The sequence below is a fragment of the Amycolatopsis mediterranei genome (assembly GCF_026017845.1).
In the GTDB taxonomy this organism is placed as follows: domain Bacteria; phylum Actinomycetota; class Actinomycetes; order Mycobacteriales; family Pseudonocardiaceae; genus Amycolatopsis; species Amycolatopsis mediterranei.
The window spans coordinates 694,463-712,949 of record NZ_CP100416.1; the positions used below are offsets into that span (position 1 = coordinate 694,463).

The 18,487-nt window shown below is 69.2% G+C and carries 10 protein-coding genes; 8 read left to right on the forward strand and 2 right to left on the reverse strand.

Annotated features, from left to right (window positions below; genetic code table 11):
* Positions 1–29 precede the first annotated feature (29 nt).
* Positions 30–1,304: a cytochrome P450 family protein gene (locus ISP_RS03335; protein WP_013222579.1), complete on the reverse strand. Its 1,275-nt coding sequence runs from the start codon at positions 1,302–1,304 to the stop codon at positions 30–32.
* A 259-nt stretch (positions 1,305–1,563) separates the two neighbouring features.
* Between ISP_RS03335 and ISP_RS03340 the strand changes: the two genes are divergently transcribed.
* Genes ISP_RS03340 through ISP_RS03350 form a run of 3 tightly spaced genes read left to right on the forward strand, consistent with a single transcriptional unit; the run spans position 1,564 to position 3,997 of the window.
* Positions 1,564–2,382 (forward strand): 27-O-demethylrifamycin SV methyltransferase, encoded by an 819-nt coding sequence (locus ISP_RS03340; RefSeq protein WP_013222580.1) that lies wholly within the window; start codon positions 1,564–1,566, stop codon positions 2,380–2,382.
* A gap of 14 nt (positions 2,383–2,396) precedes the next feature.
* The gene (locus ISP_RS03345; RefSeq protein WP_013222581.1) at positions 2,397–3,089 is read left to right on the forward strand and encodes a thiamine pyrophosphate-dependent enzyme; all 693 of its coding nucleotides are present in this window, start codon (positions 2,397–2,399) and stop codon (positions 3,087–3,089) included.
* Positions 3,086–3,997 carry a transketolase family protein gene (locus tag ISP_RS03350; protein ID WP_013222582.1) on the forward strand — a complete coding sequence of 304 codons (912 nt, stop codon included), beginning with the start codon at positions 3,086–3,088 and terminating at the stop codon, positions 3,995–3,997. Before ISP_RS03345 ends, ISP_RS03350 begins: the two co-directional genes overlap by 4 nt.
* Before the next feature lie 260 nt (positions 3,998–4,257).
* On the opposite strand, the gene ISP_RS03355 is transcribed toward ISP_RS03350, so the two are convergent.
* Entirely contained in the window at positions 4,258–5,520 is a 1,263-nt protein-coding gene (locus tag ISP_RS03355; RefSeq protein ID WP_014466580.1) for a cytochrome P450, read from the reverse strand.
* A gap of 187 nt (positions 5,521–5,707) precedes the next feature.
* On the opposite strand from ISP_RS03355, the gene ISP_RS03360 reads away from it, so the two are divergent.
* From ISP_RS03360 to ISP_RS03380, 5 genes are all read left to right on the forward strand, one after another.
* Positions 5,708–6,163, forward strand: a complete 456-nt coding sequence (locus ISP_RS03360) for a type II 3-dehydroquinate dehydratase (protein ID WP_013222584.1) — start codon at positions 5,708–5,710, stop codon at positions 6,161–6,163.
* Positions 6,164–6,789: 626 nt separating this feature from the next.
* Entirely contained in the window at positions 6,790–8,004 is a 1,215-nt protein-coding gene (locus ISP_RS03365) for a helix-turn-helix transcriptional regulator (protein ID WP_013222585.1), read from the forward strand.
* Between the two features lie 1,028 nt (positions 8,005–9,032).
* A complete protein-coding gene (gene rpoB, locus ISP_RS03370; protein ID WP_014466582.1) occupies positions 9,033–12,536 on the forward strand; it encodes a DNA-directed RNA polymerase subunit beta in 3,504 nt (1,167 codons plus the stop codon).
* Between the two features lie 98 nt (positions 12,537–12,634).
* Entirely contained in the window at positions 12,635–16,546 is a 3,912-nt protein-coding gene (locus ISP_RS03375) for a DNA-directed RNA polymerase subunit beta' (RefSeq protein ID WP_013222587.1), read from the forward strand.
* 167 nt (positions 16,547–16,713) lie between these two features.
* Complete coding sequence (locus ISP_RS03380) at positions 16,714–18,480, forward strand: hypothetical protein (protein ID WP_235190558.1); 1,767 nt, start codon at positions 16,714–16,716, stop codon at positions 18,478–18,480.
* Positions 18,481–18,487: the final 7 nt, after the last annotated feature.

Below are 18,487 nucleotides of genomic sequence, written 5' to 3' on the forward strand. Positions count from 1 at the left end.
GTCGGTGCACGGCGGGACTGCCTTTCGGGCTAAGCGAGCTTCAGGGGGAGCGTCTTGGTCCGGGTGAACGCCGGCCGGAGGATCCACGGGATCTCGTCGCGCGGCACGGCCAGAGCCAGGTCCGGGAACCGGGTGAACAGCCCGTGCAGCGCCACCTCGGCCTCCTGGTAGGCGAGGTGCTGGCCCAGGCAGCGGTGGATGCCCTTGCCGAACGAAAGGTGCATCTCGTTGGCGACGCTCAGCCGGTCGACGACCAGCTTGTCCGGCTCCGGGAACTTGCGCGGGTCGGTGTTGGCGGCCAGCAGCAGCGGCGCGACCGGCGTCCCCCGCGGGATCGTGACGCCACCGAGCTCGACGTCCTCGGACGGGAAGCGGGCCTGCGTGAACTGCAGCGGGCCCAGGCGCTGCAGCTCGCGCACGGCCTGCGCCCACAGCGCCGGCTCGGCCTTCAGCCGCGCGAGCTGCTCCGGCTGCTCGAGCAGGAAGAGCACCGAGTTCCCGATCAGGTAGGTCGTCGTCTGGTGCCCGGCCGTGACGAGGCTGAACAGGATGCCGACGATCTCGTCGTCGGACACCCGGCCCGGGTCGTCGGCCTGGGCTTGCACCAGGGCGGTGACCAGGTCGTCCTTCGGCTCGACGCGCCGTCGGGCCATCAGCTCGCGCGAGAGGGCGATGCACTCGCGCAGCGCGGGCGGGATCTTCGGCCCGTCCATGGTCGCCATCGCGTTGCCCCAGGCGTGCCAGGCCGCGCGGTCGGGTTCGTCGATGCCGACCAGCTCGCAGATGACCGTCACCGGCAGCGGGAAGCAGAACTCCTCGACGATGTCGACCGGCGACCCGTCCTTGCCCTGTTCCGCCATCCGGTCGAGCAGGTCCTCGGTGATCTTCTCGACGCGCGGCCGCAGCGCGTTGACGCGGCGCGCGGTCAGCGCGTACGAGACCAGCTTGCGCAGCCGGGTGTGGTCCTCGCCGTCGGCGGTGTTGAGCTTGTTGGCCATCCACGGGATGAGGTCTTCGGGGAAGTTCATCGCCTTGAAGACGCCGTCGCGGATGTCGGCCAGGGGCGAGTCCGCGGGCGGGTTGGTGAGGAAGCGCGGGTCGGTGAGGACCGTGAGCACGTCCTCGTAGCGGGTGGCCAGCCACATGTCCGGCCCGCCCATCATGGTGCCGAGGTTCAGCGTCCCGGTGTGCGGCAACGGTTCTTCGCGCAACCGCGCGTACCAGCCGAACGGGTCGGCGACCACTTCCGGTGAGAACAGGTCGACCGGCTTGGCCGAAGGCTTGGCGGTGGCGGTCATGGCCATCCCTTCCTGGTGCCGACGCGGGCGGCCCGCTCGCGTGCGGCAGGCCCGGTTTCGGACGGTAGGCAAGGGACGCCCGGTCGAGCATCCCCCAACCTGACAGTGCTCGCTGTTGTGTCCCTTGTGGACGGTCTGAGGCCGCCTCGGCGCTATCAGAACGAGGGATGCCCGGCCGGGCGGACCTGACCTAGTCTCGCCGAAGACCTTGCAGGCCAGGCGTTGATCGACACGCGGTCACGCGAAACGATGCTTAGGGGTACTGGTGACGAAGCCGACTCCGAACGAGATTGGTAAGGGCTACGACGCTTTCGCGGACCTGCTCGACCAGCTCTGGGGTGAAAACCTGCACCACGGATACTGGGACGACGAGTCCGCGACGCTCGAAGAGGCCACCACGCGGCTGACCGACCGGCTGGCCGGGATGCTCCCGCTGCGCGCCGGCGACCGGCTGCTCGACATCGGCTGCGGCAACGGCGAACCGGCGATCCGGATGGCCACCGCGAACGACGTCATGGTCACCGGCATCTCGATCAGCGAGAAGCAGGTGGAACGGGCGAACGACCGCGCGTACAAGGCCGACGTGGACGACCGGGTCGTCTTCGAGTACGCCGACGCGATGGAGCTGCCGTACCCGGACGCGTCGTTCGACGTCGTCTGGGCGCTGGAGTCCCTGCACCACATGCCGGACCGCTGGCACGTGATCCGCCAGGCGGCCCGGGTGCTGCGGCCGGGCGGCCGCCTGGCGCTCGGCGACTTCCTGCTCGTGCCGAGCCCGGCCGGCCTCGAGGCCGACGCCGAGCGCGTGCGCGAGGTGGGCAAGGGCGTGGTGGCGGTCGTCTCGCTCGACGAGTACCAGGCGCACCTGCGCGAGGCCGGGCTGGAGCCCGAATCCGCCGAGGACGTCAGCCAGTACACCCGGCCGTCGTGGACCAAGGCGGCGGAGCGGTTCGAAGGACTGCGGGAACAGGCCCTGCAGCACATCGAGGCCGCGCAGTTCGAGGTCACCCTCGGCCGGTTCCGCGCGTTCAGCGAGGAACCGTCGCTGGGGTACGTCCTGCTGACCGCGCGCAAGCCCGACTGAGGAAGCCCGAAACCATGCAGATGACCGAAGAGAACCTCCGCGGCCTGTTCGGCCGGATGACGGGGGACGAGAAGCACGGCTGGGCCGCGGCGTCGACATTGCACGCGATCTGGGTGCTCTACGAACGCGTGCTCAACGTGTCGCCGTCGAACATCGACGACCCCGGCCGGGACCGGTTCTACCTCTCCAAGGGACACGGCCCGATGGCCTACTACGCGGTGCTCGCCGCGAAGGGCTTCATCGAGCCGGAAACGCTGGACACCTGGCGGCAGTGGGGTTCGCCGCTGGGCATGCACCCGGACCGCAACCTGGCGCCCGGCGTGGAGATCAGCAGCGGCTCCCTCGGCCACGGGCTCCCGCTCGGCGTCGGCACCGCGCTCGGGCTGCGCGCCCAGGGCCGCGACGCCCGCGTGGTCGTCCTGATGGGCGACGGCGAGTTCGACGAGGGCAGCAACCACGAGACGATGGCGATCGCCGGACGGCTCGGGCTGGGCAGCCTCACCGCGGTCGTCATCGACAACAAGACGGCGAGCCTCGGCTGGCCGGGCGGCATCGCCGGGCGCTTCGAACAGGAGGGCTGGGCCGCCACCACGGTCGACGGCCGCGACCACGACGCGCTGGAGAAGGCGCTGACCGGGGAGACCGACGGGCGGCCGCGCGCGGTCATCGCGGAGATCCTCCCGATCGAGGAAGGGAGCACCGCATGACCGCCCAGGTGACCAGGAAGCAGATGCGGACCGTCTTCGCCGAGACGGTGATCGAGTCGCTGGCCACGGACCCGCGCGTGGTCATGCTGACCGCCGACATCTCGTCGTGGTTCTTCTGGGAGGTCAAGAAGGACTTCCCGGACCGCGTCCACAACTTCGGCATCCGCGAGCAGGCGATGATCGACATCGCCGGCGGCTTCGCGCTGGCCGGCCAGCGGCCGGTGGTGCACACGTACGCGCCGTTCCTGGTCGAGCGGCCGTTCGAGCAGATCAAGATCGGCCTCGGCCACCAGGACGTCGGCGCGGTGCTGGTCAGCGTGGGCGCCTCCTACGACGACCCGTCGTGGGGCCGCACCCACCAGGCCCCGGGCGACGTGGCGCTGCTGGACACGCTGCCGGGCTGGACGGTGCACGTCCCGGGCCACGAGGACGAGGTCGCGCCCCTGCTGAGCAAGGCCATCGCGGGTGACAACCGGGTCTACGTCCGGCTGTCCGAACGCGCGAACAGCGAAGCGGTGCCGGTGTCGGAGAAGTTCACGGTGCTGCGCCGGGGCAAGGCGGGCGTGGTGCTCGCGGTCGGCCCGGTGCTGGACCAGGTCCTGGCGGCCACGGCCACGGCGGACGTGACGGTGCTGTACGCCTCGACGATCCGCCCGTTCGACCACGCGGGCCTCCGGGAGGCGGTGGCCGCGGCGGCCCCGAACGTGGTGCTGGTCGAGCCGTACCTGCGCGGGACGTCGGCGTTCGAGGTGACCGAGGCTCTGGGAGACGTCCCGCACCGCCTGCGCTCGTTCGGAACCTGGCGCGACCGCGAAGCCCGCGTCTACGGAACGCCCGAGGAACACGACCGCCTGTTCGGCGTGGACGCCGAGTCGCTGGCGGATTCGATCGCCCGCTTCGTCGGCTGAGCCACGAGCGGAATCCCACCGGCTCCACGCTGCACCGTTCGCCCCCAGGCGGTGTGGCGTGGAGCCGGTTTTCGCCGTACCACCCCACCGTGTCGCCCCTTCAATCACACGTGATGCCCCTTCAATCACACGTGATGCCTCTCTGATCACGCGTGATGCCCCGCCGATCACACGTAGTGCCTCCCCGGAGGCCGCACACCCCGCACAAAGGCCAAGGCCCGGACCGCCGTCGACGGTCCGGGCCTTGGCTTCTCCGTGTCTTAGGGAGCGTCCCAGGCGATCGGAAGCGAGTGCACCCCGTAAGTCAGCATGTCGTTGCGCAGCGGAACCTCCTCCGGCGGCACCGCCAGGCGAACGTTCGGCAGGCGGCGCAGCAGCTCGGCGTAGCCCGCCTGCATCTCCATCCGGGCCAGCTGCTGGCCGAGGCACTGGTGCACGCCGTGGCCGAACGCCAGGTGGGGGCCGCGGGGGCGGGTCAGGTCGAGGTCCGGGTCCGGCCAGTGCCGCGCGTCGCGGTTGGTCGCCACCACGGAGACCACCACCGTCGAACCGGCCGGGATGTGCTCGCCGGCGAACTCCAGGTCCTCCTTGGCGAAGCGGAAGATCCCCGGGTTCACCACGGACAGGTAGCGCAGCAGCTCCTCGACCGCGTCGGCGATGCGGGACGGGTCGTCGCGCAGCGTGGCGAGCTGGGCGGGGCGCTGCAGCAGCACGAAGATGCCCAGCCCCAGCATGCTCGCCGTGGTGTCGTAGCCGGCGATGAGCAGCAGGTTGGCGATGTTGATCAGCTCGTCGTCGGTGAGCGCGGGGTCGGCGCCGGCGTGGTGGATCAGGCCGGAGATGATGTCGCCCGCCGGGTTCGCCCGCTTGTCCGTGACCAGCGCCTGCATGAACGCGCGCAGGGCGTCGGCGTTCTTCACCGCCTCCGCGACCGGGGCGTTCATCTGCAGCAGGGCCGACGCGCGCTGCTGGAACTCCGCCCGGTCCTCGTACCGCACCCCGAGCAGCTCGCAGATCATCAGCGAAGGCGCCGGAAACGCGAATTCGGTCATCAGGTCGGCGGTGGTCCCGCCGGCCAGCATGGCGTCCACCCGGCCGGCGACGATCTCGTCGATCCGGGCGCCGAGCTCGCGGATCCGCCGGACGGTGAACTGCCCGGTGAGCAGTTTCCGGTACCGGGTGTGCTCCGGCGGGTCCATGTTGATGAACGACCCCGCGCGCGCTTTGTCGTCCCGCAGGCGCTCCCGGAATTCGGGCGACAGTTCCTTGAACCGCGGGTGGTACTGGAACCGGTCGGAGGAAAAGCGCGGGTCCGACAGCACCGCGCGCGCTTCCTCGTACCCGGACACGAGCCAGAACGGGTCGCCGGCGGCCAGTGTCGCCCGGGCGACGGGACCCCGTTCGGAGACGGCCACCAAAGCGGGCGGCACGTGGAACGGGTCTTCGCGCCGGACGAACTCCGGAGGGAGTGGTGAGCGCAGCGATTCGGTGCTGGGCGCGTTTTCGGTCACTTTGGTCGTCACTGCGGAGGAACTCCATTCCCGGATCGCCGGACAAGCCTCCGCCGGAGCCTAAGTTCCCCGCGGCCGGCTGGGCATCCCTCGGTCTGATAGGTCACCGGGCGCAACTATCAACGTTGGGGTGGTGCCCCCGGAACCGCGTCGAGAGCATGAGGTGGTCCAGGCCCCCTGCCGAACGAGGTGTGTCCCGTTGCCCGACGTCCTGCTGCTGAACGGTCCCAACCTGGGTGTGCTGGGCCGGCGCGAGCCCGAGATCTACGGCACCGACACGCTCGCCGACATCGAAAAGGCGGTCGCCGAGGAGGTGCGGCCCCGCGGCTGGACCGTCGTCCCGGTCCAGCGCGACGGCGAGGGCGAGCTGGTCGGCGCGATCCACCAGCACCGCGACACGACGGTCGGCGCGATCGTCAACCCCGGTGCGCTGATGATCGCCGGCTGGAGCCTGCGCGACGCGCTGGCCAGCTACGAGCCGCCGTGGATCGAGGTCCACCTGAGCAACGTGTGGGCGCGCGAGCAGTTCCGGCACGACTCGGTCATCGCCCCGCTGGCGAGCGGGGTGGTGGTCGGCCTCGGCGCCTTCGGCTACCGCCTGGCCGCACAGGCGTTGCTGCACCTGTCCGCCGAATCGCCGAATGGGCTCCGCTGATTGCGGCAGTGCCTCCCGGCGGTCGGAGCCGGACCGGTAACGGCGCTTTTCCGGGTATCGACCCGTGACCTGGTGCTCTCTCATGGTCCAGTCCATCGTTACCGTGAACATCGGCAGACCGGATGGTTTGTTGACTACTAACCGTTTGCCCGCTAGTCCATCGGACTGATTCGAATCCTCGCGTGTCGGAGATTCTCCTTGTGTGCCAAGGAATGCCAAGCTCACCTGGTGTTTCACTGAATGTGATCGGGGTCACATGGCCTAGGACGAAGGGTCCCGCCGAAGCTACTGTGGGCCAAGCAAGATGTTAGTTTTTGACATGCCAACCTGGGGAGGTTGTGGTGGTGCAGGCTCGGCGTACTCGGCCGGGACGTCACCACACACTGACTTAACATTCGGTGCTGTCGTGTGAACACTTGTTTGACACGGCGCGCATTACATTGAGGGGGAACGGGCCCTTACGGGGGCGTGCCGTTCATGCTCGGTGCCGGGAAAAAATTCCGCTCAAGCGCGGCACGCCGCAATCGATTCCGCTTCGTCTATATCTGGGGGATAGCCGATCGATGTTGGACGTACCAAACTTGCAAATGCCATCGAATCCGTTCACCGGATTCGGGGACGATTTGATGCAGCGGTCCTGTGACACCGCTGGTTTCCTCCGCCGCTCGGCCTCGTCGTGGTTCAACGGGCGGCTCGACACGGGGTTGCACTGTGCCAGGGCAGCGGCCACGGGCAACCGCCGGGAATCCGACGAACTCAGCCAGCTGGCTCGGTTCTGGTACGTCGGGTTGCTGATCAAGGCCCGGGACCTCGACGCGGGCCGCCGGGTGCTCGAGTCGGCGGAGGCGGATCGGGGCGGGGCAGCCTCCGACCGCATGACCGCCGTCGAGCACAACGTGCGGGGCAGCCTGCTGTTCGCCATGGGCAGCGTCGACGACGCGATGGCGGAAATCAGCACCGGGCTGCGGATCGCCGAGCGCTGTGGTGACCGGTCGCTGCGGCCGCCCAGTTACGTCGTGCTGGCGCTGGGTGCCCTTCGCCGCGCGGACATGCGGGCGTGCCGCCACTTCGTCGACAAGCTGTCGGACGAAGCGCTGCTCGGTTACTTCGGGCAGGCGCCGGGAGCGTGGGTGGCCGCGCAGGCCGTGGAAGCCCGCAGCGGCGTGGAGAGCGCGGCGAGCCTGATCGCCGGGATCGTGACGAACCCGGTGGTGCTCCGGCAGCTGCTGGTGTCGGAACCGGCGGCGGCGTCCTGGCTGGTCCGCGCGTGCGTCAAGCTCGGCGCGCACGACCTGGCGAAGGCTTCGGCGGCGGAGTCCGCCGCGCTGGCCGCCGAGCAGCCGGAGTTCAGCGTGATCCGCGGCTCCGCCCTGCACGCGGCGGGCCTGCTGGAGCAGGACGCGGCCAAGCTCCACGAGGCGGCCGACATCCACCCCGACCGCTGGTGCGCGGCCTCGGCGCGCGAGGACCTGGCGAGCCTGCTGACCGTCCGGTGTTCCGAACGCGACCGGACGATCAGGATCCTCGAGTCGGTCCTGGACACGTACACGTCGGTGAGCGCCACCCGCGACTCGGCCCGGGTGGTGAACAAGCTCCGCGAGTACGGCGTCCGCCGCGGCACGACCCGGACGGTCGAGTGCGAAGGCACCGTCCCGCACGGGCTGACGAACACGGAGTTCGCGGTGGCGGAGCTGGTGAGCCAGGGCCACACCAACAACGAGGTGGGCCGGCAGCTGTTCATCTCCCGGCACACGGTGGCGTTCCACCTGAAGAAGGTGTTCCAGAAGATGAACCTCACCTCCAGGGTCGAGCTGGCGGCGGCGTGGAAGGTGTTCTCGTAGGCCGGTGACGCGGCGGCGGGGCCGGTGGTTCCCCGGGCGGTTGGGTGCCGTGACGGGAGTGACGACCGGGTCCGCGTAGCCGAGCGGGCACGAAGGGTGCTCACGCCGCCGGGGAGGGCGGCGCGGGCCCCGGAGGTCCGGCTGCCCCAGGCTTCGGGGCGGCCGGGTGGTCGGCCGGCGAGCCGAGCCGTCGGGGAGGGTGCCGTCTGCCCCCGACGGGCTCAGTGGTGTCCGGCGCCTCGGCGGTGGGCACCGCGGTGTCCACGCGCGCTCACGCCGCCGCGGGCGGTGGTGCCCCGGTGTGCCGGCCGCGCGCGCTCACGCCGTCGCGGGCGGGTGGTCCCCGGTGTGTCGGCCGCGCGCGCTCGCGCCGCGGGCAGTTGTGTCCGTTGTGCCGGCCGCACGCGCTCACGCCGCCGTGGGTGGCGCGCCGGTCGTGGATGCCACCGCGCGCCCTCGCACGCTTGCGCCGCCGCAGGGCGTCCGTAAGCGCTCTCCCGCGCCTCCAACCGCGCCCCCGAATCCCCCGATCCGTGAAACCCCGCTCCCCGGCCCGCCTGATTTCCCGCCACCCCGGTGGCCTGCGCCATACCCCTCGACCTCGGCATAACCGCAGGTAGAGCCGCCAAGGTGGCGTTACCGGCTGGTAGCTGGAATGATATTCGGCCGCTCACGCTCCGCTGAACCTCTTCCACGCTGCGCCAACCGGCGGGACCCCCGTGTGGCATCTTGACTGGAAGCGCCGGTGGGGTCACGCTTACTCCCGACGGCGAAACCGGGGCCCTTGCGGGAGGGACCACCGGCTCGCCCGGAGGCATACCTGAAGACGTTGCGAAGCAGGCTGGGCCCCATCGGGAGCGCCCCCTGGACAAGCCGCGACGTTCGGGCTAGACTGTCTCTTTGCGCTGCCCTCTTTCAGGCTGCCCGGAGCCGGTAGTTAGGATAGTGGGCACACGGCACCCTTGACAGTCGCTCATAGCTGTTGCTATGGCGGCCGTCACCGCTCATTGTCCCCGGAAGGACGCATCTTGGCAGTCTCTCCCGCGAACCAGGCCACTGCTGCGACCACCTCGGCTGAATCTCGCTCGGAGGCCACGGGAATCCCCGGCGCGCCCAAGCGGGTTTCCTTCGCAAAGATTCGCGAACCCCTGAACACCCCCAACCTGCTCGACGTCCAGATCCAGTCGTTCCAGTGGTTCACCGGGGACGAAGCGTGGTTCCAGCGCCGTGTCGAGGAAGGTGAAGAGAACCCGGTCGGCGGCCTCGAAGAGGTCCTCAACGAGATCTCCCCGATCGAAGACTTCTCCGGTTCGATGTCCCTGTCCTTCTCCGCCCCGCGCTTCGACGAGGTCAAGGCCTCGATCGAGGAGTGCAAGGACAAGGACATGACGTACGCGGCCCCGCTGTTCGTCACGGCGGAGTTCGTCAACAACAACACGGGCGAGATCAAGAGCCAGACGGTCTTCCTGGGCGACTTCCCGGTGATGACCGACAAGGGCACCTTCGTCATCAACGGCACCGAGCGTGTCGTGGTGTCCCAGCTGGTCCGCTCGCCGGGCGTCTACTACTCCAAGGACATCGACAAGACGAGCGACAAGGACGTCTTCAGCGTCCGCGTCATCCCGAGCCGCGGTGCCTGGCTGGAGTTCGACGTCGACAAGCGCGACACCGTCGGCGTCCGCATCGACCGCAAGCGCCGCCAGCCGGTCACCGTGCTGCTGAAGGCGCTCGGCTGGACCACCGAGGCGATCCGCGAGCGCTTCTCCTTCTCGGAGACGCTGCTCGCCACCCTCGAGAAGGACCACACCGCCGGCACCGACGAGGCGCTGCTCGACATCTACCGCAAGCTCCGCCCGGGCGAACCGCCCACCAAGGAGAGCGCGCAGACCCTGCTGGAGAACCTGTTCTTCAAGGCGAAGCGCTACGACCTGGCCAAGGTCGGCCGGTACAAGGTCAACAAGAAGCTGGGCCTCTCGACCCCGATCGAGAACGGCACGCTGACCGAAGAGGACATCGTCACGATCATCGAGTACCTGGTCCGGCTGCACGCCGGCGAGGACAAGATGACCGCGGCGAACAACACCGAGATCCCGGTCGAGACCGACGACATCGACCACTTCGGCAACCGCCGGATCCGGACCGTCGGCGAGCTGATCCAGAACCAGATCCGGGTCGGCCTGTCGCGCACTGAGCGCGTCGTCCGCGAGCGCATGACCACGCAGGACGTCGAGGCGATCACCCCGCAGACCCTGATCAACATCCGCCCGATCGGCGCGGCGATCAAGGAGTTCTTCGGCACCTCGCAGCTGTCGCAGTTCATGCAGCAGACGAACCCGATCGACGGCCTGACCCACAAGCGCCGCCTCAACGCGCTGGGCCCGGGTGGTCTGTCGCGTGAGCGCGCCGGCATGGAGGTCCGCGACGTCCACCCGTCGCACTACGGCCGGATGTGCCCGATCGAGACGCCGGAAGGCCCGAACATCGGCCTGATCGGCTCGCTCTGCTCCTACGCGCGGGTCAACCCGTTCGGCTTCATCGAGACGCCGTACCGCAAGGTCGTCGAGGGCCGGGTCACCGACCAGATCGACTACCTGACCGCGGACGAAGAAGACCGGTTCGTCAAGGCCCAGGCCAACGCGCCGATCTCGGACGACGGCACCTTCATCGAAGACCGGGTCATGGCCCGCCGCAAGGGCGGCGAGGTCGAGCTGATCGACCCGCTCGACATCGACTACATGGACGTGTCGCCGCGGCAGATGGTCTCGATCGCGACGGCGATGATCCCGTTCCTCGAGCACGACGACGCGAACCGCGCGCTGATGGGCGCGAACATGCAGCGTCAGGCCGTGCCGCTGCTGCGCAGCCAGGCGCCGTACGTCGGCACCGGCGTGGAGCTGCGGGCCGCGATCGACTCCGGCGACATGCTGGTCGCCGAGCAGTCGGGCGTGGTGGAGGAGCTGTCGGCGGACCTGATCACGGTCATGCACGACGACGGCACGCGGAAGAGCTACAGCCTCTACAAGTTCCGCCGCTCGAACCACGGCACCTGCTTCAACCACCGCCCGATCGTCAACGAGGGCGACCGGATCGAAGCGGGCCAGGTCATCGCCGACGGCCCGTCCACCGAAAACGGTGAGGTGGCGCTCGGCAAGAACCTGCTGGTCGCGGTCATGCCGTGGGAGGGCCACAACTACGAGGACGCGATCATCCTCTCCGAGCGCCTGGTGCAGGACGACGTGCTGACGTCGATCCACATCGAGGAGCACGAGATCGATGCCCGCGACACGAAGCTGGGCGCCGAGGAGATCACCCGGGACATCCCGAACGTCTCCGAAGAAGTCCTGGCCGACCTCGACGAGCGCGGCATCATCCGGATCGGTGCCGAGGTCCGCGACGGCGACATCCTGGTCGGCAAGGTCACGCCGAAGGGCGAGACCGAGCTGACCCCGGAGGAGCGCCTGCTCCGCGCGATCTTCGGCGAGAAGGCCCGCGAGGTCCGCGACACCTCCCTGAAGGTGCCGCACGGCGAGACCGGCAAGGTCATCGGCATCCGGGTGTTCTCCCGCGAGGACGACGACGAGCTGCCCCCGGGCGTCAACGAGCTGGTCCGCGTCTACGTGGCCCAGAAGCGCAAGATCCAGCCGGGCGACAAGCTCGCCGGCCGGCACGGGAACAAGGGTGTCATCGGCAAGATCCTGCCGGTCGAGGACATGCCGTTCATGGAGGACGGCACCCCGGTCGACATCATCCTGAACACCCACGGTGTCCCGCGACGGATGAACATCGGCCAGATCCTCGAGCTGCACCTGGGCTGGCTGGCGTCGCAGGGCTGGACGATCGAGGGCGACCCCGACTGGGCGAAGAACCTGTCGGCCGAGCTCCGCGACGTCGCGCCCGGCACGAACACCGCCACCCCGGTGTTCGACGGCGCGAAGGAAGAGGAGCTCACCGGGCTGCTCAGCGCGACCAAGCCGAACCGCGACGGTGAGCGCATGGTCAAGGAGAACGGGAAGGCCAACCTGTTCGACGGCCGCTCGGGCGAGCCGTACCCGTACCCGGTCGCGGTCGGCTACATGTACATCCTGAAGCTGCACCACCTGGTCGACGACAAGATCCACGCCCGCTCCACCGGTCCGTACTCGATGATCACGCAGCAGCCGCTGGGTGGTAAGGCGCAGTTCGGTGGCCAGCGCTTCGGTGAGATGGAGTGCTGGGCGATGCAGGCGTACGGCGCTGCCTACACGCTGCAGGAGCTGCTGACGATCAAGTCGGACGACGTGGTCGGCCGCGTCAAGGTGTACGAGGCCATCGTCAAGGGGGAGAACATCCCCGAGCCGGGCATCCCGGAGTCGTTCAAGGTGCTCCTCAAGGAGCTCCAGTCGCTGTGCCTCAACGTCGAGGTGCTCTCCAGCGACGGCTCCTCGATCGAGATGCGCGACTCCGACGACGAGGACCTCGAGCGCGCCGCGGCGAACCTCGGCATCAACCTGTCCCGCAACGAGTCGCCCTCGGTGGACGACGTCGTGCACTGATCGCGAGCTGAGGTGGGCCCTGCCTCCCGAGTGAGACACAGGGCCCACCTCGCCCGCCACCCCCTCTCTAGCCGAAACAACCCCAAGGGGATCTAGACGTGCTGGACGTCAACTTTTTCGATGAGCTCCGCATTGGTCTCGCCACGGCCGACGACATCCGTCAGTGGTCGTACGGCGAGGTCAAGAAGCCGGAGACCATCAACTACCGGACGCTCAAGCCCGAGAAGGACGGCCTCTTCTGCGAGAAGATCTTCGGTCCGACCCGGGACTGGGAGTGCTACTGCGGCAAGTACAAGCGCGTCCGCTTCAAGGGCATCATCTGTGAGCGCTGCGGCGTCGAGGTGACCCGCGCCAAGGTGCGCCGCGAGCGGATGGGCCACATCGAGCTGGCCGCCCCGGTCACCCACATCTGGTACTTCAAGGGTGTTCCCTCCCGCCTGGGCTACCTGCTGGACCTGGCGCCGAAGGACCTCGAGAAGATCATCTACTTCGCGGCTTACGTCATCACCGGCGTGAACACGGAGCTGCGCCACAACGACCTGCCGACCCTCGAGAACGAGATCGGCGTCGAGCGCAAGAACCTCGAGACCAAGCGTGACGCCGACATCGAGGCGCGTGCGCAGAAGCTCGAAGCCGACCTGGCCGCGCTGGAGGCGGAGGGCGCCAAGTCCGACGTCCGCCGCAAGGTCAAGGAGGGCGGCGAGCGCGAGATGCGCCAGCTGCGCGACCGCGCCGGCCGCGAGCTGGACCGCCTCGAGGAGGTCTGGACGACCTTCACGAAGCTCGACACCCGCCAGCTGATCGCCGACGAGCTGCTCTACCGCGAGCTCGTCGACCGCTACGGCGAGTACTTCACCGGCGGCATGGGCGCGGAGGCCATCCAGAAGCTGGCCACCGAGTTCGACGTCTCCGCGGAGGCAGACAACCTGCGCGACACCATCCGCAACGGCAAGGGGCAGAAGAAGCTCCGCGCGCTGAAGCGGCTCAAGGTCGTCGCGGCCTTCCAGGCCACCGGCAACGACCCGCGCGGCATGGTGCTCGACGCCGTCCCGGTGATCCCGCCGGACCTGCGCCCGATGGTGCAGCTCGACGGTGGCCGGTTCGCGACGTCGGACCTGAACGACCTGTACCGCCGCGTGATCAACCGCAACAACCGCCTCAAGCGGCTGATCGACCTCGGCGCGCCCGAGATCATCGTCAACAACGAGAAGCGGATGCTGCAGGAGGCCGTCGACGCGCTGTTCGACAACGGCCGCCGCGGGCGTCCGGTCACCGGCCCGGGCAACCGGCCGCTGAAGTCGCTGTCCGACCTGCTCAAGGGCAAGCAGGGCCGGTTCCGCCAGAACCTGCTCGGCAAGCGCGTCGACTACTCGGGCCGTTCGGTCATCATCGTCGGCCCGCAGCTGAAGCTGCACCAGTGCGGTCTGCCGAAGGACATGGCGCTCGAGCTGTTCAAGCCGTTCGTCATGAAGCGGCTGGTCGACCTGAACCACGCGCAGAACATCAAGTCCGCCAAGCGGATGGTGGAGCGCTCGCGGCCGCAGGTGTGGGACGTGCTGGAAGAGGTCATCACCGGCCACCCGGTGATGCTGAACCGCGCGCCGACGCTGCACCGCCTCGGCATCCAGGCCTTCGAGCCGCAGCTGGTCGAGGGCAAGGCCATCCAGCTGCACCCGCTGGTCTGCGAGGCGTTCAACGCGGACTTCGACGGTGACCAGATGGCGGTGCACCTGCCGCTGTCGGCCGAGGCGCAGGCCGAGGCCCGGATCCTGATGCTGTCGGCGAACAACATCCTGTCGCCGGCGTCGGGCCGCCCGCTCGCCATGCCGCGGCTGGACATGGTCACCGGCCTGTTCCACCTGACCCGCCTCACCGAGACGGCCGAGGGCGCGGGCAACGCGTACTCGTCGCCGGCCGAGGCGATCATGGCCTACGACCGCAAGGCGCTGAGCCTGCACGCTCCGGTCAAGATCCGCATCACCGACCGTCAGCCGGCGAAGGCCGACGAGGCGCGGCTCGCGGAGAAGGGCTGGGAGCCGGGCAAGGCGTGGCTGGCCGAGACGACCCTGGGCCGCGTGCTCTTCAACGAGCTGCTGCCGGCGGACTACCCGTTCATCAACGAGCCGATGCCGAAGAAGCGGCAGGCCGCGATCGTGAACGACCTCGCCGAGCGGTACTCGATGACGCAGGTCGCGCAGACCCTGGACCGCCTCAAGGACGCCGGTTTCTACTGGGCGACCCGCTCGGGCGTCACCGTCGCCATCTCGGACGTGCTCACCCCGGTGGGCAAGAAGGCCATCCTCGACGAGTACGAGGGCAAGGCCTCCCAGGTCGAGAAGCGCTACCAGCGTGGTCAGCTGTCGCACGCCGAGCGGAACAACGAGCTCGTCAAGGTGTGGACGCAGGCCACCGAAGAGGTCCACAAGATCATGGAGACGGCGCTACCGGACGACAACCCGATCGCCATGATCGTGAAGTCGGGTGCCGCCGGTAACATGACGCAGGTCCGGTCCCTGGCCGGTATGCGTGGCCTGGTGTCGAACCCGAAGGGTGAGTACATCCCGCGTCCGATCAAGGCCAACTTCCGTGAGGGCCTGTCGGTGGCGGAGTACTTCATCGCCACGCACGGTGCCCGGAAGGGCCTGGCGGACACGGCGCTGCGGACCGCCGACTCGGGTTACCTGACCCGGCGTCTGGTGGACGTCTCGCAGGACGTCATCGTCCGCGAGACCGACTGCGGCACCACCCGCGGCATCATGATGCCGATCGGCGAGGACATCGGCGACGGCAAGGTCCTGCGCGACCAGCACGTCGAGACCTCCGTGTACGCGCGGAACCTCGCGACGGACGCGGTGGACGCCAAGGGCAACGTCGTGCTGAACGCCGGCGACGACATCGGCGACCCGGCCATCGACAAGCTGCTCTCCAGCGGCATCTCGAAGGTCAAGGTCCGCTCGGTGCTGACCTGCGAGTCGGTCGTCGGTATCTGCGCGACCTGCTACGGCCGCTCGATGGCGACCGGTCTGCTCGTCGACGTCGGCGAGGCGGTGGGTATCGTCGCCGCCCAGTCGATCGGTGAGCCGGGTACGCAGCTGACGATGCGTACGTTCCACCAGGGTGGTGTGGCCGGTGACGACATCACGACCGGTCTGCCGCGTGTCCAGGAGCTGTTCGAGGCCCGCGTCCCGAAGGGCAAGGCGCCCATCGCCGACGTCGACGGCCGCGTGCGGATCGAGGAGAGCGAGCGGTTCTGGAAGATCACCCTCATCCCGGACGACGGGGGCGAGGAGATCGTCTTCGACAAGCTGTCCAAGCGGCAGCGGCTCGCGAACACCCCGAACGGCCCGCTGGGCGACGGTGACCACGTGCACGTCGGCCAGCAGCTGCTCGAGGGCACGCCGGACCCGCACGAGGTGCTGCGGGTCATGGGGCCGCGCGAGGCGCAGATCCACCTGGTGGACGAGGTCCAGAAGGTGTACCGGGCGCAGGGCGTGTCGATCCACGACAAGCACATCGAGGTCATCGTCCGGCAGATGCTGCGCCGGGTGACGATCATCGACTCCGGGGCCACGGACTTCCTGCCGGGCGAGCTGCCCGAGCGGACCAAGTTCGAGGCGACGAACCGGGCCGCGGTCGCCGAAGGCGGCGAGCCGGCTTCGGGCCGTCCGGTGCTGATGGGGATCACGAAGGCGTCGCTCACCACGGACTCGTGGCTGTCGGCGGCGTCGTTCCAGGAGACCACGCGAGTCCTGACCGACGCGGCGATCAACGGCCGCTCGGACAAGCTCGTGGGCCTCAAGGAGAACGTGATCATCGGTAAGCTGATCCCGGCCGGTACGGGCATCAACAAGTACCGCAACATCCAGGTGCAGCCGACCGAGGAGGCCCGGGTCGCGGCGTACGCGATCCCGTCCTACGACGACGGTTACTACACCCCGGACGTGTTCGGTACGGGTACCGGTGCCGCGGTTCCGCTGGACGACTACGACTTCGGCCGCGACTTCCGCTGAAGCTGATTCGACGAAAGGCCCTCGCCGGTTTCCGGCGGGGGCCTTTCGGCGTTTCGCGATTGTCACCCAAACAGGTATTCACCCGGGTCGGAGATCGCTACAGTACCCAGGTTCACGCGGTTCGGGGGCTTTGCGCGTTTCCAACGGGTAATCAGGGGTGACTGTTCGTGAACATATCCAGAAGCGCGAGAGCTCTCGCGCGCGGTTTTGCCGCGCTCACCGCCGCAGCCGTGCTGACCAGCGTGTTCGCCGGCCCGGCGGCCGCGGACGAGCCGACGCCGACCACCACCGCACCGGCGACGTCCGAAGCGCCGTCCACCTCGGAAGCGCCGACCACGGCGCCGAGCTCCACCGAGCCGGAGAACAAGCCCGCGGCGGCGCAGCCGCAGGCCGCGGCGGACGAACGACCGCAGGTCAAGGCCTCGGTCGTCCTCGGCAAAGAGGTGTACCAGTCCGATGAGGACGTCCACTTCACCTTCACGCTGACGAACACCGGAACCGTCCCCGCCAAGGGACTCCAGATCGCCCAGAGCCTGAGCAAGCCGACCGACCTGGTCGTCCTGTTCGACGACGGTGGCTGGGGGCCGCTCGTGCGGAAGCCGGGGGTCGACCTCGACCCGGGGAAGAGCTTCGAGCTGCAGATCACGGGGAAGATCCGGGACATCACCCAGCCCGAGACGGTCGTCGAGGGCCAGGCGTTCGACAGCGACGGCCGCTACGTCACCGACTTCGGCGGCCGGGCGAAGGTCGAGCAGAAGATCCTGCCCGCCAGGGGCACGGTGTACGGCGACCGGAACGGCAACGGCGTCTTCGACGACGGCGAGCAGCTGGCCGGCATCCCGCTCGCGCTGCAGTACCTGAACGGCTCGAACCGGTACCCGGCCACGAGCGGCCCCGACGGGAAGGTCGACTTCGGCAAGGTCCCGTCGGCCGTGTACTACCTCGGTGGCGTGCCGGTCGGCGACTGGCTGATCCCGCTCCAGCACATCCACATCGGAGCGAACTCCACGGACCTGCTCATCCGCGCGGTGCCCCCGCTGCACGGCGCGCTGAAGGCGTCGATGGCGTTCACCCAGGACAGCTACCAGGCCGGCGACCTCGCCCACCTCACCGTGACGCTGTCCAACTCCGGCCCGATCCCGCTCACCGGCATCGTGGCCGCGTGCGACCGCTTCGGCTCCGACTTCGCGTTGAAGGGCGGCCCCGGCTGGGGCGACCTCGACACCTTCGCCGACGGCGTGGCGATCGCCCCCGGTCAGACGCGGACCTTCGACGTCACCGAGCGGGTCCCGGAGGCGGCTCGCACCAGCGGCATCGTCACGGCGGACTGCGACTTCGGTTACCGCGAGGTCGGCACCGACGAGCACCCGAACGTGGGCGCCCAGGCGGCGGTGCCCGGGGCCAAGGCGACCTTGGTCGGCGACGTGGCCGTCTACGACGACCGGGGTCAGGTGAAGCAGGGCATCGCCGGGACCAAGGTCGTGCTGGTGTCCGACCGCCACTGCCCGGTCGTCGCCGAGCAGACGACCGACGAGAAGGGGCACTTCGAGTTCCACGACGTGGTCCCCGGACCCGAATACCGGGTGTTCTTCCTGCCGCCTGCGGGGTGGAAGATCAAGGACGGGAACCCCTGGGAGATCTTCGTCCGCGGCCCGGCGGACCGCCCGGTCACGCTCCGGGTCGGAGCCGAGCAGGGTGACGCGCCGCTGCCCGAGGTACCCGGCAACCCGGCCGACTGCACGGCGGGCGCCCCGGCGACACCGTCGACCGGCGCGGCCGGTGCGAACGGCGGGACCGGCGGCGGCCAGAGCGGCGGCTCCGGGCTGGCCAGTACCGGCGTCGACGCGATCGGGCTCGGCGCGCTCGCGCTGCTGGCCCTCGCGCTCGGCGGCGGCCTGGTGTTCGGCGCCCGCCGTCGCCGTCGCACGATCTGACGCAGGA

Bases quoted from the DNA above. Each gene is read 5' to 3' on its own strand.
- ISP_RS03335 (WP_013222579.1), bottom strand. From the start codon at position 1,304: ATGGCCATGACCGCCACCGCCAAGCCTTCGGCCAAGCCGGTCGACCTG.
- ISP_RS03350 (WP_013222582.1), top strand. From the start codon at position 3,086: ATGACCGCCCAGGTGACCAGGAAGCAGATGCGGACCGTCTTCGCCGAG.
- ISP_RS03365 (WP_013222585.1), top strand. From the start codon at position 6,790: ATGCAGCGGTCCTGTGACACCGCTGGTTTCCTCCGCCGCTCGGCCTCG.
- ISP_RS03345 (WP_013222581.1), top strand. From the start codon at position 2,397: ATGCAGATGACCGAAGAGAACCTCCGCGGCCTGTTCGGCCGGATGACG.